Here is a 14,561-nt window from a genome sequence, read left to right as displayed (position 1 = left end):
TAATGCGTTTCTCTGTGACTAGTGTGACGGAAAGCGGGGGAAAGATGCCAGTCATTTTGAAAAAGTATGATCGGTCTCCTGGTTTTTGATGATAATTTTCACTATTAAATATTTATATGGTAAAAATTTTCATCAATAAATGAGGGATGAAAAAATGATGCAAATGTTCAGTGGAGCCTCTTCGGGGGGATGGTTTGAAAAAGCGCAGCGCTTCGGCAAATCGTTTATGTTGCCCATCGCCGTGTTGCCTGCGGCGGGTCTGCTGCTTGGGATAGGCGGCGCGTTGTCGAATCCCAATACGCTGACGGCCTATCCGTTTTTAGATGTGGGCTGGCTGCAGGCGGTTTTCACCATCATGAGCAGTGCAGGTTCCATCGTATTTGCGAACCTCTCGGTGCTGTTTGCGGTTGGGGTGGCCGTTGGGCTGGCAAAAAGTGATAAAGGCACGGCAGGGCTGGCGGCGTTACTGGCGTTTCTGGTGATGAACGCCACCATCAACGCGCTGCTGATCCTCACCGGCAAACTGGCGCAGGATAACCCGGGGGCCGTGGGGCAGGGGATGACGCTGGGGATTCAGACGCTGGAAACGGGTGTATTTGGCGGCGTAGTGATTGGTCTCGTGACCTGCGCGTTGCATCACCGGTTTAATAAAATTGCCCTTCCGCAGTTCCTGGGCTTCTTTGGCGGCTCGCGCTTTGTCCCGATTATCAGCTCGCTGGCGGCGATACTCGTCGGCGCGCTGATGACCGTGGTCTGGCCGCATTTCCAGAAACTGATCTTTGGTCTGGGCGGGCTGGTAGACGCCACAGGTTATTTGGGCACCCTGCTGTACGGCTTCATTTTACGCATGCTGGGCCCGTTCGGGTTGCACCACATCTTCTATCTTCCGTTCTGGACCACGGCCCTTGGCGGCAGCGAGATCGTCAATGGTCATCTGGTGGAGGGTACGCAGCGTATCTTCTTTGCCCAGTTGGCTGACCCGACGACGCGTCAGTTTTATGAAGGCACGTCGCGCTTCATGTCCGGGCGCTTTATTACGATGATGTTTGGCCTGCTCGGCGCGTGTCTGGCGATGTACCACACGGCAAAACCCGAGAACAAAAAGCGCGTTGCCGGGCTTCTGCTCTCTGCGGCGTTAACCTCTTTCCTGACGGGCATTACCGAGCCCATCGAGTTCTCCTTCCTGTTTATTGCGCCGGTGCTTTACGTCATCCATGCGCTGTTTGACGGGCTGGCGTTCATGCTTGCACACATGCTGCATATCACCATCGGGCAAACCTTCTCAGGCGGTTTTATCGACTTCGTGCTGTTCGGTATTTTGCAGGGGGAGGCCAAAACCAACTGGATGTTCGTTCCGCTGGTCGGCGTGCCGTGGTTCTTCCTTTACTACTTCACCTTCCGCTACCTGATTAACCGTTTTGATTTCGCCACGCCGGGCCGTGAAAAGACGGCGATGGTTGATGAAGTGAGTCTGCCGCAAAGCGAGCGTGCTGCGGCGGTGATCGCCGGATTAGGTGGAAAAGACAATCTGGACGAGGTGGACTGCTGCGCCACGCGCCTTCGCGTCACGGTCAAAGACGGCAGCAAGGTGGATGACGCGGCGCTGAAAGCGACCGGCGCGCGCGGCGTTATCGTGCGCGGTAACGGGGTTCAGGTCATTTATGGCCCGCACGTCACCATTATCAAAAACGAAGTGGAAGAGATTTTATCGTAATGAAAACTGTACTGGATAACCTGAAGGGAAAACTGGTCGTCTCCTGTCAGGCGCTGGAGAATGAACCGCTGCATAGCCCGTTTATTATGTCGCGGATGGCGCTGGCGGCGGCGCAGGGCGGGGCCGCTGCCATTCGTGCCAACAGCGTGGTGGATATCGAGGCCATTAAGCAGCAGGTCTCTTTGCCTGTCATCGGCATCATCAAACGGGATTACCCGGAAAGCGAAGTGTTTATCACCGCCACGATGAAAGAGGTGGATGAGCTCATGGCCGTCTCTCCGGAAATCATAGCCCTTGATGCCACGGCCAGGGAGCGTCCCGGTGGGGAATCCCTGGAAACGCTGGTCATGCGCATCCGCTCGCGCTACCCCTCGGTACTGCTGATGGCGGATATTTCCACCGTGGACGAAGCCGTGACGGCGCAGGCGCTGGGCTTTGACTGCGTCGGCACGACGCTTTACGGCTATACGGCGGAAACGGCAGGCCATTCGCTTCCGGAGAACGACTGCGCGTTCCTGAAGGCCGTGCTGGCGGCCGTGACGGTTCCCGTGGTTGCCGAAGGGAACGTGGATACGCCTGAGCGCGCGGCCCGGTGCCTGGCGCTGGGTGCGCACACGGTCGTCGTCGGCGGCGCGATCACCCGTCCACAGCAAATTACCGAACGGTTTATGGCGGCGATTAGCGCGCAAAGCACCGATGGAGCATGACCATCCGGCGGGGATCTGCGATACTTATCGTTTATCCCCTTAACTGAGATGACTATGCAGTACCCGATTAACGAGATGTTCCAGACCCTGCAAGGCGAGGGTTACTTTACCGGTGTTCCCGCTATCTTTATTCGTTTACAGGGATGCCCGGTTGGCTGTGCCTGGTGTGATACCAAACATACGTGGGATAAGCTCGCAGATCGGGAAGTGTCGCTGTTTAGCATTCTGGCGAAAACCAAAGAGAGCGATAAGTGGGGCGCGGGCAGTTCAGAAGATCTGCTGGCGATTATTGGTCGTCAGGGCTGGACGGCGCGCCATGTGGTGATCACCGGCGGTGAACCCTGTATCCACGATCTGACCCCGCTGACCGAGCTGCTCGAAAAGAACGGCTACAGCTGCCAGATTGAAACCAGCGGCACCCACGAAGTGCGCTGCTCTCACTCTACCTGGGTGACGGTTTCGCCAAAAGTGAATATGCGCGGCGGGTATGACGTGCTCTCTCAGGCGCTGGAACGCGCGGATGAGATTAAGCACCCGGTAGGGCGCGTGCGCGATATCGAAGCGCTGGACGAACTGCTGGCGACGCTGACGGATGAAAAGCAGCGGGTGATTGCCCTGCAGCCTATCAGCCAGAAAGAAGATGCGACGCGTCTGTGTATTGAAACCTGCATCGCGCGTAACTGGCGCCTGTCGATGCAGACGCACAAGTACCTGAATATAGCCTAAAAAAAAGCCCGGTTTTGCCGGGCTATTTTTTTACTCTCCGCGATACACGCAGCCTGCCGTGCAGGTCTCTTTGATCATCACTGCGCTCAGCAGTGGTACCAGCGGCTTCATCTGATCCCAAATCCATTTTGCCAGCACTTCGCTGGTCGGGTTTTCAAGGCCCGGGATCTCATTCAGATAGTAGTGATCCAGACGGTCGTAGGTCGGTTTAAACGCGGCCTTCAGTTCGGCAAAATCCATGATCCAACCGGTATGCGGATCAACTTCACCGGTGATCTCAAGACGCACCATAAACGAATGCCCGTGCAGACGGCCACATTTATGCCCTTCAGGAACATGCGGAAGGTGGTGGGCGGCTTCGAAGGTGAAATCTTTAAACAGTGTGGTGGACATGATCGCTCTCAGTAATGCGGAAAAAACCGCCGCATAGTACCGGAAAGCACAATTTTTAGCATTAACTAAAACGGCTCTGAAGGCGCAGCCATGGCGGTAAGGTGCTTTTTTTGGTTTTTTGCTATTTATTTTCAATGATTTAGCTAACCTGTTTTATCGCTAAGAACGATAACTAAAACAGGTTAGTCCATTTGGTTATTTATTATTTCCATCCCTTCTTTAATTGTTATTATCCTCGCCGTTAACCTTATCTTCAGTTTGGATTTATTCGCTTAAAGTCCGCTTGGCTACTGGAACATAACGACGCATGACAACACAGGCCCCACCATCAAATTTGCTTCCCCTGAACCCGGAGCAACTGGCGCGCCTTCAGGCTGCCACCTCTGATTTTTCTCCCACTCAGCTTGCCTGGGTCTCCGGTTATTTCTGGGGAATGCTCAATCAGCAGCCTGGCGCTGTCGCGGGCGCACCGGCAACGGCTGTGGAAATTCCCGCTATTACGCTGATTTCCGCCTCGCAGACGGGCAATGCCCGCCGCGTGGCCGAGCGGCTTCGTGACGACCTGCTGGCCGCCAAACTGAACGTGAACCTGGTCAACGCCGGCGATTATAAATTTAAGCAAATCGCGTCAGAAAAGCTGCTGGTGGTGGTCGCCTCTACCCAGGGCGAAGGTGAACCCGCTGAAGAAGCGGTAGCGCTGCATAAGTTTCTGTTCTCGAAAAAAGCCCCAAAACTGGATGGCACGGCGTTTGCCGTGTTTGGTCTGGGCGATACCTCCTATGAATTCTTCTGTCAGTCCGGTAAAGACTTCGACAGTAAGCTGGCGGAGCTCGGCGCAGAGCGCCTGCTGGACCGCGTCGACGCGGATGTGGAATACCAGACTGCCGCCGCCGAATGGCGCGCGCGCATCGTTGAGGTGCTGAAAGCGCGCGTGCCGAAAGAGACGCCGGCGCAGGCCGCATTGACCTCAGCGGGCGTCGTCAACGATATCCATACCAGCCCTTACACGAAAGAAGCACCGCTGGCGGCAAGCCTGTCGGTGAACCAGAAAATCACTGGCCGCGACTCGGAAAAAGACGTGCGTCATATCGAAATCGATCTCGGTGACTCTGGCCTGCGTTATCAGCCTGGCGATGCGCTGGGCGTCTGGTATCAGAACGATCCGGCGCTGGTGAAAGAGCTGGTTGAGCTGCTGTGGCTGAAAGGCGATGAGCCTGTCACCGTTGACGGCAAAACCCAGTCGCTTTCTGATGCGCTGAAGTGGCATTTCGAACTGACGGTCAACACTCCGAACATCGTCGAAAATTACGCCACCTTAACGCGCAGTGAATCGCTGCTGCCGCTGGTGGGCGACAAAGCGAAACTGCAGCATTACGCCGCGACGACGCCGATTGTCGATATGGTGCGTTTCTCTCCGGCGCAGCTGGATGCCGATGCAGTAGTCGGGCTGCTGCGTCCATTGACCCCGCGCCTCTACTCCATCGCCTCTTCTCAGGCAGAGGTGGAGAGCGAAGTGCATATCACCGTGGGCGTGGTGCGTTATGACATCGAAGGCCGCGCCCGTGCGGGTGGGGCATCAAGTTTCCTGGCGGACCGCGTGGAAGAAGAGGGTGAAGTGCGCGTCTTTATCGAGCACAACGACAACTTCCGTCTGCCGGCAAACCCGGAAACCCCGGTGATCATGATTGGTCCTGGCACCGGTATTGCGCCGTTCCGCGCCTTTATGCAACAACGTGCGGCGGACGACGCGCCAGGCAAAAACTGGCTGTTCTTCGGCAACCCGCACTTTACCGAAGATTTCCTCTACCAGGTTGAGTGGCAGCGTTACGTCAAAGAGGGCGTGCTGACCCGCATCGATCTGGCCTGGTCCCGCGACCAGAAAGAAAAAGTCTACGTACAAGACAAACTGCGCGAACAGGGCGCAGAGCTGTGGCGCTGGATCAATGACGGTGCCCACATTTATGTCTGCGGCGACGCCAATCGCATGGCGAAAGACGTTGAGCAGGCACTGCTGGAAGTGATTGCCGAATTCGGCGGTATGGATGCCGAAACGGCGGATGAATTTTTAAGTGAGCTGCGCGTTGAGCGCCGTTATCAGCGAGATGTCTACTAATGAGCGAAAAACATCCAGGGCCACTGGTGGTCGAAGGTAAACTGACAGACGCCGAGCGCATGAAGCTGGAAAGCAACTACCTGCGCGGCACCATTGCTGAAGATTTGAATGACGGTCTCACCGGCGGTTTTAAAGGTGACAACTTCCTGCTGATCCGTTTCCACGGTATGTACCAGCAGGACGACCGCGATATTCGCGCTGAGCGTGCCGAACAGAAGCTGGAGCCGCGTCATGCGATGCTGCTGCGCTGCCGTCTGCCGGGTGGGGTCATCACCACCAAACAGTGGCAGGCGATTGATAAATTCGCTGGCGAAAACACGATCTACGGCAGCATCCGCCTGACCAACCGTCAGACCTTCCAGTTCCACGGTATTCTGAAGAAGAACGTGAAGCCGGTGCACCAGATGCTGCACTCCGTTGGGCTGGACGCACTGGCTACCGCCAACGACATGAACCGTAACGTGCTTTGCACGTCGAACCCGTACGAGTCTGAGCTGCATGCCGAAGCGTATGAGTGGGCGAAGAAGATCTCTGAGCATCTGCTGCCGCGCACCCGCGCCTATGCAGAGATTTGGCTCGATCAGGAGAAAGTCGCGACCACCGATGAAGAACCGATTCTCGGCCAGACCTATCTGCCGCGTAAGTTCAAAACCACGGTCGTGATCCCGCCGCAGAACGATATTGACCTGCACGCCAACGACATGAACTTCGTGGCGATTGCCGAAAACGGCAAGCTGGTCGGCTTTAACCTGCTGGTGGGCGGGGGCCTGTCCATTGAGCACGGTAACAAGAAAACCTACGCCCGCACCGCGAGCGAGTTTGGTTTCCTGCCGCTGGAGCACACGCTGGCGGTGGCGGAAGCCGTGGTCACGACCCAGCGCGACTGGGGTAACCGTACCGACCGTAAAAACGCGAAGACCAAATATACCCTCGAGCGCGTGGGGGTGGAGACGTTCAAAGCGGAAGTGGAGCGTCGCGCGGGGATCAAATTTGAGCCAGTCCGTCCTTACGAATTCACCGGTCGCGGCGATCGTATTGGCTGGGTGAAAGGTATCGACAATAAATGGCATCTGACGCTGTTTATCGAAAATGGTCGAATTCTGGATTATCCGGGCCGTCCGCTGAAAACCGGTCTGCTGGAAATTGCGAAGATCCACAAAGGCGAGTTCCGCATTACCGCTAACCAGAACCTGATCATTGCCGGCGTGCCGGAGAGCCAGAAGGCGAAGATCGAGACGCTGGCGCGCGATCATGGATTGATGGATGCGGTCAAACCGCAGCGTGAAAACTCCATGGCCTGCGTGTCGTTCCCGACCTGTCCGCTGGCGATGGCCGAAGCGGAACGTTTCCTGCCGTCATTTACTGACAAAGTGGAAGCGATTCTGGAAAAACACGGCATTCCGGACGAGCATATTGTTATGCGAGTGACCGGCTGCCCGAACGGCTGCGGCCGCGCGATGCTGGCCGAGCTGGGGCTGGTGGGGAAAGCGCCGGGTCGCTATAACCTGCATCTGGGCGGTAACCGTATCGGCACACGTATTCCGCGTATGTTCCGCGAGAACATCACCGAGCCGGAAATCCTTGATTCCATCGATGAGCTTGTCGGGCGCTGGGCGAAAGAGCGCGAAGCGGGTGAAGGCTTCGGCGACTTTACGGTGCGTGCGGGCATCATTCGCCCGGTGCTCGATCCCGCAAGGGATTTCTGGGAGTAACCACGAGAGGTAATTATGTCCGTACTCGATCTAAACGCCCTTAACGAACTGCCAAAAGTCGAACGCATTCTGGCACTGGCAGAAACCAACGCCCAACTGGAAAAGCTCGACGCCGAAGGGCGCGTGGCCTGGGCGCTGGAAAACCTGCCGGGAGACTATGTGCTTTCGTCGAGCTTTGGTATTCAGGCGGCGGTGAGTTTGCATCTGGTGAATCAGATCCGTCCGGACATTCCGGTGATCCTCACCGACACCGGCTACCTGTTCCCGGAAACCTACCAGTTTATTGACGAGCTGACGGACAAGCTCAGGCTGAACCTGAAAATCTACCGCGCGACGGAAAGCGCGGCCTGGCAGGAAGCACGCTACGGCAAGCTGTGGGAGCAGGGCGTTGAGGGCATTGAGAAATACAATGAGATCAACAAAGTCGAGCCGATGAACCGGGCACTGAAAGAGCTTAACGCGCAGACGTGGTTTGCAGGGTTGCGCCGTGAGCAATCCGGCAGCCGTGCCACGCTGCCGGTGCTGGCAGTCCAGCGCGGAGTCTTTAAGGTGCTGCCGATTATCGACTGGGATAACAGGACGGTGTACCAGTACCTGCAAAAACACGGGCTGAAGTACCATCCGCTGTGGGACCAGGGCTACCTGTCAGTTGGAGACACCCACACCACGCGCAAATGGGAACCGGGAATGGCGGAAGAAGAGACGCGATTCTTTGGGCTGAAGCGCGAGTGCGGGTTGCACGAAGGGTAATTCCTTAACCGCCCTCTCCCTGTGGGAGAGGGTTGGGGTGAGGGCATCAGGCCGCGCTATACTTAAAAACTTCAACCTTTCCCCGCCTTCGCCAGCTCCTTCACCAGCGGCAGCATCACTTTCACCACGTCCCGGCTGCGGTGTTCAATGCGCTGCGGCAGGGCGCTATCAATATGCTGCTGATTATCCAGCATCACGTTATGCCAGCTTGTCCCGTCCGGGAAGGCTTTCGATTTTCCCCGTTGCTGGTAGCCATCTTTTTTCCCCAGCGCCCAGTTGGTTGCTTCCACGTACAGGACCGGAATGCCCGCTTTATCGAACACTTCGCCGTCGTTGCAGCAGCCCGTTCCTCGCGGATAATTTGGATTGCCGCCCGGGTTGCTGGCGGCATACACCCCGTGGCTGCGGGCAATGGCGAGCGCCCGGTCACGCGTCAGTTTACGCACGCTACCCGGTGTACTCTGCCCGCTGTTGAAATACAGTTTATCGCCGACAATCAGGTTATCGAGGTTAATTACCAGCAGCGTATTTTTCTTCTCTTCAGCGCTCATGCGTTTAAGGAGATTCTCAGCGCCGAGCTTACCCTCCTCTTCACCGCTGGTGGCAACGAAACGAATGCCATATTGCGTCGGAATGTTCTTCATTCGCTCGGCCAGTTCGAGCATCACGCCAAGACCCGCTGCGTTATCGTCCATGCCCTGCAGCGTCAGTCCGCCGAGGTTGTTATCGGTGTCGGCATCGCTGAGCGGTGCGTAAGTATCGAGATGCGCCATGATGATAATCTGTTCCGCCGCGCGACCTTCGTGAGCCGCAATAACCGTACTGCCGGTCACGTTGTGCCAGTTTTGTGTTTTATTGCGCGAGGTATAGATATAGCGGCTGTGAAACGACCGGATATCGCTCTGGTAACCCATATCAGCAAATTGCTGGCGAATATAGTCAGCAGAGAGCATTTCCGCAGGTGAACCGGTCATGCGGCCAGGGAAAACGGTGGCAATATGCCGCGCCTGCTGAGTGGCGATTTCACCATAGGGTTGATTTTTTGCCTGAGCCGGAAGAATAAAGCAAACGCCTAGCGCCAGGGCAGCAACACAGTGGCGCGTTGCGGAAAACATAGTGAGTCCTTAAAAACAGAGCAAAATTTTAACTGGCCTAGTATGAAACTGTGATCGTCCATACACAATTTGAATTGCTCTTAAATGCCCGAAAATTCGCGTGTTAAGCACTTTTTGATATTAACTTTTTCACATCGTTATTCCATTGAGTAACTACTCATTCCAATTCGTAATTTCATTCGGTCTAAGCCGCCCCCTATAGTCCCTCTATTCCTCGTTGTTAGTGAGTTGTTGCCTGTGGACTATCTGCCCTTATTTGCCGCGATTAAAGAGAAACCGGTGCTGGTTGTTGGCACGGGTGAAATTGCCGATCGCAAAATCGCGTTTTTGCAGCGCGCAGGGGCGCAGGTGCGGGTAGTGGCAGAAGCGGATTTTGACGAATCACAAATCGACAGCGTAGTGCTGGTAATAGCGGCGACCGAAGATCGCGACCTGAACCGTCGTGTTTCCGACGCCGCTCAGGCTCGTTACCGTCTGGTGAATGTCGTGGACGACCAGCCGTTATGCTCGTTTATCTTCCCGTCGATCGTTGACCGTTCGCCGCTTCTGGTGGCGATATCCTCCGGCGGGACCGCTCCGGTGCTGGCGCGCGTGCTGCGGGAAAAAATCGAAGCACTGCTGCCGACAAGCCTCGGGCGCATGGCGGAGACAGCCAGCTACTGGCGTAACCATCTGAAGACCCGGTTGACCAGCGTGGCGGAACGTCGTCGCTTCTGGGAGCGGGTGTTTCGCGGCCGCTTTGCCAGCCTGATGCAGGCCGGCAATGAGACGGCGGCGCAGAAAATTCTCGAAGACGAACTGGACAACCCTGGCAGTACGAACGGGGAGATCATTCTGGTGGGCGCGGGGCCGGGCGATGCCGGGCTTCTGACGCTGCGTGGCCTTCAGGTGCTGCAGGACGCGGACGTGGTGTTCTACGACCATCTGGTCACCGACGGCGTACGCGAGCTGATTCGTCGCGACGCGGAGCAAATTTGCGTCGGCAAACGGGCAGGCGAGCACTCTGTGCCGCAGCACGACACCAATCAGATGCTGATTGCTGCCGCCAAAGCGGGCAAAACCGTGGTGCGTCTGAAAGGGGGCGATCCGTTTATCTTCGGACGCGGCGGAGAAGAGTTGCAGGCGGCAGCCGAAGCGGGCGTGCCGTTCCAGGTGGTGCCTGGCATTACGGCGGCATCAGCAGTAACGGCCTATGCCGGTATTCCGCTGACCCATCGCGATTATGCGCAGAGCGTCACGTTTGTGACCGGGCACTACAAGGCAGACAGCACGCCGTTTGACTGGTCGCATCTCGCCCAGAGCCGGCAAACGCTGGCGATATACATGGGCACGATGAAAGCCGCAGACATCAGCGAACAGCTGATTCAGCACGGTCGCGAGGCAGCGACGCCCGTTGCCGTGATTTCTCGCGGCACCCGCGTCGATCAGCATGTTGCTATCGGCACATTACAAGAACTTGCAGACCTGGCGAAAGATGCCCCGATGCCCGCCCTGATCGTGGTGGGGGAAGTGGTACAGCTGCACAGTACGCTCGCCTGGTTTCAACATACTACAGACTCAGAGGGGTTTGGTTCCTCTGTTGTGAATCTGGCTTAAGGAACGGTTATGGACCAAAAACGACTTACTCACCTGCGGCAGCTCGAAGCGGAAAGTATCCATATTATCCGCGAAGTGGCAGCCGAATTTTCTAACCCGGTGATGATGTACTCCATCGGTAAAGATTCCAGCGTCATGCTGCATCTGGCGCGTAAAGCGTTTTATCCGGGTACGCTGCCGTTCCCGCTGCTGCACGTCGATACCGGCTGGAAATTCCGCGAAATGTACGAATTCCGCGACCGTACCGCAAAAGCTTACGGCTGCGAGCTGCTGGTGCATAAAAACCCGGAAGGGGTGGCGATGGGCATTAACCCCTTCGTGCACGGCAGCGCCAAACACACGGATATCATGAAAACCGAAGGGCTGAAGCAGGCGCTGAACAAATACGGCTTTGATGCCGCCTTCGGCGGCGCGCGCCGTGACGAAGAGAAGTCTCGTGCTAAAGAGCGTATCTACTCTTTCCGCGATCGTTTCCACCGCTGGGATCCGAAAAACCAGCGCCCGGAGCTGTGGCACAACTACAACGGCCAGATCAACAAAGGCGAAAGCATCCGCGTTTTCCCGCTCTCCAACTGGACCGAGCTGGATATCTGGCAGTACATCTATCTGGAAAATATCGAGATCGTTCCGCTGTATCTGGCGGCTGAGCGTCCGGTGCTCGAGCGCGACGGCATGCTGATGATGATCGACGACGATCGCATCGACCTGCAGCCGGGCGAAGTCATCAAAAAACAGATGGTGCGTTTCCGTACCCTCGGCTGCTGGCCGCTGACCGGCGCGGTGGAATCCAACGCGCAGACGCTGCCGGAGATCATTGAAGAGATGCTGGTGTCGACCACCAGTGAGCGACAGGGGCGCGTGATTGACCGCGACCAGGCAGGCTCCATGGAGCTGAAGAAACGTCAGGGTTATTTCTAAGGAGCCGCCATGAACACCACTATTGCTCAACAAATTGCCAACGAAGGCGGCGTGGAAGCGTATCTGCACGCGCAACAACACAAAAGTCTGCTGCGTTTTCTGACCTGCGGCAGCGTGGATGACGGGAAAAGTACCCTGATTGGTCGCCTGTTGCACGATACACGCCAGATTTACGAAGATCAGCTCTCTTCTCTGCACAACGACAGCAAACGTCATGGTACCCAGGGTGAAAAACTCGACCTGGCGCTGCTGGTGGATGGTTTGCAGGCGGAGCGCGAGCAGGGCATCACCATTGACGTGGCCTATCGCTATTTCTCAACGGAGAAGCGCAAATTTATTATCGCCGACACCCCGGGGCACGAGCAGTATACCCGTAATATGGCGACCGGCGCGTCGACCTGCGACCTGGCGATCCTGCTGATCGACGCCCGTAAAGGCGTGCTGGATCAAACCCGTCGTCACAGCTTTATCTCCACGCTGCTGGGGATCAAACACCTGGTCGTGGCGGTCAACAAGATGGATCTGGTGAACTTCAGCGAAGAGAAATTTGAGGAGATCCGCCAGAGTTACCTTACCTTTGCCGAACAGCTGCCGGGTAATCTGGATATCCGCTTCGTGCCGCTTTCCGCGCTGGAAGGCGATAACGTCGCCTCCCAGAGTGCGAATATGCCGTGGTACAGCGGCCCGACGCTGCTGGAAGTGCTGGAGACCGTTGAAATTCAGCGCGTGGTTGATACCCAGCCGATGCGCTTCCCGGTGCAGTACGTTAACCGTCCAAATCTCGATTTCCGCGGCTTCTCCGGCACGATTGCCTCCGGCTCCGTGAAGGTGGGACAGCGTGTCAAAGTGCTGCCCTCCGGCGTAGAATCGGCAATCGCGCGCATCGTGACGTTCGACGGCGACCTCCAGGAAGCCGGGGCAGGGGAGGCGGTCACCCTGGTGCTGAAAGACGAGATTGATATCAGCCGGGGCGACCTGCTGGTCGACGCGCAGGAAACGCTGGCAGCAGTGCAGGGCGCGTCTGTGGATGTGGTCTGGATGGCGGAACAGCCGCTGACCGCAGGCCAGAGCTACGACATCAAAATTGCGGGCAAGAAAACTCGCGCCCGCGTGGACGGCATTCAGTTCCAGGTGGACATCAACAATCTCACCCAGCGTGACGTGAGCGAGCTGCCGCTGAACGGCATTGGCCTGGTGGATCTGACTTTCGATGAGCCGCTGGTGCTGGATCCGTATCAGCAGAACCCGGTAACGGGCGGCCTGATCTTTATCGACCGTCTGACTAACGTCACCGTCGGTGCGGGGATGGTTCGTGAGCCAAACGAGCAGGCGACCGTCGCCTCTGAATTCAGCGCCTTCGAACTGGAGCTGAACGCGCTGGTGCGTAAGCACTTCCCGCACTGGGGCGCCCGCGATCTGCTGGGAGGCAAATAATGGCCGCACATGATGAGAACGTCGTCTGGCATCCTCATCCGGTCACCGTCGCGCAGCGTGAGCAACTCCACGGACATCGTGGGGTTGTGCTGTGGTTTACCGGGCTGTCTGGCTCCGGTAAATCCACGGTAGCGGGCGCGCTGGAAGAGGCGCTGCATCAGAGGGGGGTGAGCACCTACCTGCTGGACGGGGATAATGTCCGTCATGGTCTGTGCAGTGATTTAGGCTTCAGCGACAACGACCGCAAAGAGAATATTCGCCGGGTGGGAGAAGTCGCCAGCCTGATGGCGGATGCCGGGCTGGTGGTGTTAACGGCGTTTATCTCGCCGCATCGTGCTGAGCGCCAGATGGTGCGTGAGCGCGTGGGGCAGGATCGCTTTATCGAAGTGTTTGTCGATACGCCACTGGCGGTCTGCGAAGCTCGCGACCCGAAAGGGCTGTACAAAAAAGCGCGTGCCGGCGAACTGCGCAACTTCACCGGAATTGATGCGGTTTACGAAGCGCCTGAATCGCCTGAGATTCACCTGGAAGGTCAACAATTGGTAACAAATTTAGTAAGCCAATTATTAGACCTGCTCAGACGGGACGATATTATCAGATCCTGAGGCGGTATCGTTCGGGAGCTGTCTTTCCGAACGATGAGTCACGGTCACAGGATTAGCTATGCGCAACAGTGAAAACTACATTATCACCACCGGGTCGGAGCCGCTCGCGACCGACGACGAAACGACCTGGTCATTTCCCGGGGCCATTATTGGCTTCGTCTCCTGGTTGCTGGCGCTTGGCATCCCGTTTCTTATGTATGGCGGCAATACGCTGTTCTTCTTCCTCTACACCTGGCCTTTCTTCCTGGCGCTGATGCCCGTCGCGGTTGTCGTCGGCATTGCGTTGCACTCCCTGTTCAATGGCAGGCTCCTGTATAGTGCCGTGTTCACTATCGCCGCCGTAGTCATCATATTTGGGCTGCTATTTTTATGGCTGATGGGTTAACTTGCGGCATAATTAAAACCCCAGAGTAGAGTCCAGCGGAAAGTTATGGGATGATGAAGCCGTTTTTTCAGGGGGCAGGATGGGTAAACTAACGCTGCTGTTGCTGGCTTTGCTGATTTGGCTGCAATACTCGTTGTGGTTCGGTAAGAACGGACTGCACGACTACAGCCGGGTGAGCGATGACGTCGCGGCTCAGCAGGCAACAAACGCCAAACTTAAGGCGCGTAACGATCAACTCTTTGCTGAAATTGATGACCTCAATGGCGGGCAGGAGGCGATTGAGGAACGCGCACGCAATGAACTCAGTATGACTAAGCCGGGCGAAACCTTTTATCGTCTGGTTCCGGATGCGTCTAAACGCAATCAGGGCTCAGCACAAAATAATCGATAATC

At 56.6% G+C, this 14,561-nt stretch carries 14 protein-coding genes; 12 read left to right on the top strand and 2 right to left on the bottom strand.

Annotated elements, in window-relative coordinates:
- The first annotated feature begins 154 nt into the window (after positions 1 to 154).
- The 3 genes from G0034_RS18235 to queE are packed head-to-tail and all read left to right on the top strand — an operon-like array spanning position 155 to position 3,147.
- The gene (locus G0034_RS18235) at positions 155 to 1,714 is read left to right on the top strand and encodes a maltose/glucose-specific PTS transporter subunit IIC (protein ID WP_179121170.1); all 1,560 of its coding nucleotides are present in this window, start codon (positions 155 to 157) and stop codon (positions 1,712 to 1,714) included.
- Positions 1,714 to 2,421, top strand: coding sequence for an N-acetylmannosamine-6-phosphate 2-epimerase (locus G0034_RS18230; protein WP_023331196.1), 708 nt, complete (start codon positions 1,714 to 1,716; stop codon positions 2,419 to 2,421). The genes G0034_RS18235 and G0034_RS18230 overlap by 1 nt, the downstream gene beginning before the upstream one ends.
- Positions 2,422 to 2,475: 54 nt before the next feature.
- Complete coding sequence (queE, locus tag G0034_RS18225; protein WP_014885040.1) at positions 2,476 to 3,147, top strand: 7-carboxy-7-deazaguanine synthase QueE; 672 nt, start codon at positions 2,476 to 2,478, stop codon at positions 3,145 to 3,147.
- Positions 3,148 to 3,177: 30 nt separating this feature from the next.
- Here queE and queD read toward each other — a convergent pair whose 3' ends face one another.
- Positions 3,178 to 3,540 carry a 6-carboxytetrahydropterin synthase QueD gene (gene queD / locus G0034_RS18220; RefSeq protein ID WP_014885039.1) on the bottom strand — a complete coding sequence of 121 codons (363 nt, stop codon included), beginning with the start codon at positions 3,538 to 3,540 and terminating at the stop codon, positions 3,178 to 3,180.
- 307 nt (positions 3,541 to 3,847) lie between these two features.
- Between queD and cysJ the strand changes: the two genes are divergently transcribed.
- Genes cysJ through cysH form a run of 3 tightly spaced genes read left to right on the top strand, consistent with a single transcriptional unit; the run spans position 3,848 to position 8,115 of the window.
- Positions 3,848 to 5,653, top strand: coding sequence for an NADPH-dependent assimilatory sulfite reductase flavoprotein subunit (cysJ, locus tag G0034_RS18215; protein ID WP_179121169.1), 1,806 nt, complete (start codon positions 3,848 to 3,850; stop codon positions 5,651 to 5,653).
- Positions 5,653 to 7,365, top strand: a complete 1,713-nt coding sequence (gene cysI, locus G0034_RS18210) for an assimilatory sulfite reductase (NADPH) hemoprotein subunit (RefSeq protein ID WP_014885037.1) — start codon at positions 5,653 to 5,655, stop codon at positions 7,363 to 7,365. The genes cysJ and cysI overlap by 1 nt, the downstream gene beginning before the upstream one ends.
- Positions 7,366 to 7,380: 15 nt before the next feature.
- The gene (cysH, locus tag G0034_RS18205) at positions 7,381 to 8,115 is read left to right on the top strand and encodes a phosphoadenosine phosphosulfate reductase (protein ID WP_023337698.1); all 735 of its coding nucleotides are present in this window, start codon (positions 7,381 to 7,383) and stop codon (positions 8,113 to 8,115) included.
- Between the two features lie 71 nt (positions 8,116 to 8,186).
- Here cysH and G0034_RS18200 read toward each other — a convergent pair whose 3' ends face one another.
- On the bottom strand, positions 8,187 to 9,230 hold the full coding sequence (locus tag G0034_RS18200; RefSeq protein WP_014885035.1) for an aminopeptidase: 1,044 nt from the start codon (positions 9,228 to 9,230) through the stop codon (positions 8,187 to 8,189).
- A gap of 237 nt (positions 9,231 to 9,467) precedes the next feature.
- On the opposite strand from G0034_RS18200, the gene cysG reads away from it, so the two are divergent.
- The 6 genes from cysG to ftsB all read left to right on the top strand — a co-directional run bounded on the left by cysG (position 9,468) and on the right by ftsB (position 14,559).
- Entirely contained in the window at positions 9,468 to 10,826 is a 1,359-nt protein-coding gene (cysG, locus tag G0034_RS18195) for a siroheme synthase CysG (RefSeq protein WP_372585063.1), read from the top strand.
- A gap of 9 nt (positions 10,827 to 10,835) precedes the next feature.
- Positions 10,836 to 11,744: a sulfate adenylyltransferase subunit CysD gene (gene cysD / locus G0034_RS18190; protein WP_008499613.1), complete on the top strand. Its 909-nt coding sequence runs from the start codon at positions 10,836 to 10,838 to the stop codon at positions 11,742 to 11,744.
- 9 nt (positions 11,745 to 11,753) lie between these two features.
- On the top strand, positions 11,754 to 13,178 hold the full coding sequence (gene cysN / locus G0034_RS18185; RefSeq protein ID WP_014885033.1) for a sulfate adenylyltransferase subunit CysN: 1,425 nt from the start codon (positions 11,754 to 11,756) through the stop codon (positions 13,176 to 13,178).
- Positions 13,178 to 13,783, top strand: coding sequence for an adenylyl-sulfate kinase (gene cysC, locus G0034_RS18180; protein ID WP_088127238.1), 606 nt, complete (start codon positions 13,178 to 13,180; stop codon positions 13,781 to 13,783). Before cysN ends, cysC begins: the two co-directional genes overlap by 1 nt.
- A 58-nt stretch (positions 13,784 to 13,841) precedes the next feature.
- Complete coding sequence (locus tag G0034_RS18175) at positions 13,842 to 14,168, top strand: DUF3561 family protein (protein ID WP_014885031.1); 327 nt, start codon at positions 13,842 to 13,844, stop codon at positions 14,166 to 14,168.
- Positions 14,169 to 14,247: 79 nt separating this feature from the next.
- Positions 14,248 to 14,559 carry a cell division protein FtsB gene (gene ftsB, locus G0034_RS18170; RefSeq protein ID WP_008499609.1) on the top strand — a complete coding sequence of 104 codons (312 nt, stop codon included), beginning with the start codon at positions 14,248 to 14,250 and terminating at the stop codon, positions 14,557 to 14,559.
- The last annotated feature ends 2 nt before the right edge of the window (positions 14,560 to 14,561 follow it).

Origin of the sequence: Enterobacter sp. T2, assembly GCF_010692925.1 — a bacterium.
GTDB lineage: Bacteria > Pseudomonadota > Gammaproteobacteria > Enterobacterales > Enterobacteriaceae > Enterobacter > Enterobacter kobei.
The sequence above is the reverse complement of the archived record's forward strand: the minus strand, read 5'-3'. Positions and strand labels throughout refer to the sequence as shown.

What these genes read in the sequence shown, in the direction of transcription:
- G0034_RS18235 (WP_179121170.1), top strand. Translation starts at nt 155, where the DNA reads ATGATGCAAATGTTCAGTGGAGCCTCTTCGGGGGGATGGTTTGAAAAA.
- G0034_RS18230 (WP_023331196.1), top strand. Translation starts at nt 1,714, where the DNA reads ATGAAAACTGTACTGGATAACCTGAAGGGAAAACTGGTCGTCTCCTGT.
- queE (WP_014885040.1), top strand. Translation starts at nt 2,476, where the DNA reads ATGCAGTACCCGATTAACGAGATGTTCCAGACCCTGCAAGGCGAGGGT.
- queD (WP_014885039.1), bottom strand. Translation starts at nt 3,540, where the DNA reads ATGTCCACCACACTGTTTAAAGATTTCACCTTCGAAGCCGCCCACCAC.
- cysJ (WP_179121169.1), top strand. Translation starts at nt 3,848, where the DNA reads ATGACAACACAGGCCCCACCATCAAATTTGCTTCCCCTGAACCCGGAG.
- cysI (WP_014885037.1), top strand. Translation starts at nt 5,653, where the DNA reads ATGAGCGAAAAACATCCAGGGCCACTGGTGGTCGAAGGTAAACTGACA.
- cysH (WP_023337698.1), top strand. Translation starts at nt 7,381, where the DNA reads ATGTCCGTACTCGATCTAAACGCCCTTAACGAACTGCCAAAAGTCGAA.
- G0034_RS18200 (WP_014885035.1), bottom strand. Translation starts at nt 9,230, where the DNA reads ATGTTTTCCGCAACGCGCCACTGTGTTGCTGCCCTGGCGCTAGGCGTT.
- cysD (WP_008499613.1), top strand. Translation starts at nt 10,836, where the DNA reads ATGGACCAAAAACGACTTACTCACCTGCGGCAGCTCGAAGCGGAAAGT.
- cysN (WP_014885033.1), top strand. Translation starts at nt 11,754, where the DNA reads ATGAACACCACTATTGCTCAACAAATTGCCAACGAAGGCGGCGTGGAA.
- cysC (WP_088127238.1), top strand. Translation starts at nt 13,178, where the DNA reads ATGGCCGCACATGATGAGAACGTCGTCTGGCATCCTCATCCGGTCACC.
- G0034_RS18175 (WP_014885031.1), top strand. Translation starts at nt 13,842, where the DNA reads ATGCGCAACAGTGAAAACTACATTATCACCACCGGGTCGGAGCCGCTC.
- ftsB (WP_008499609.1), top strand. Translation starts at nt 14,248, where the DNA reads ATGGGTAAACTAACGCTGCTGTTGCTGGCTTTGCTGATTTGGCTGCAA.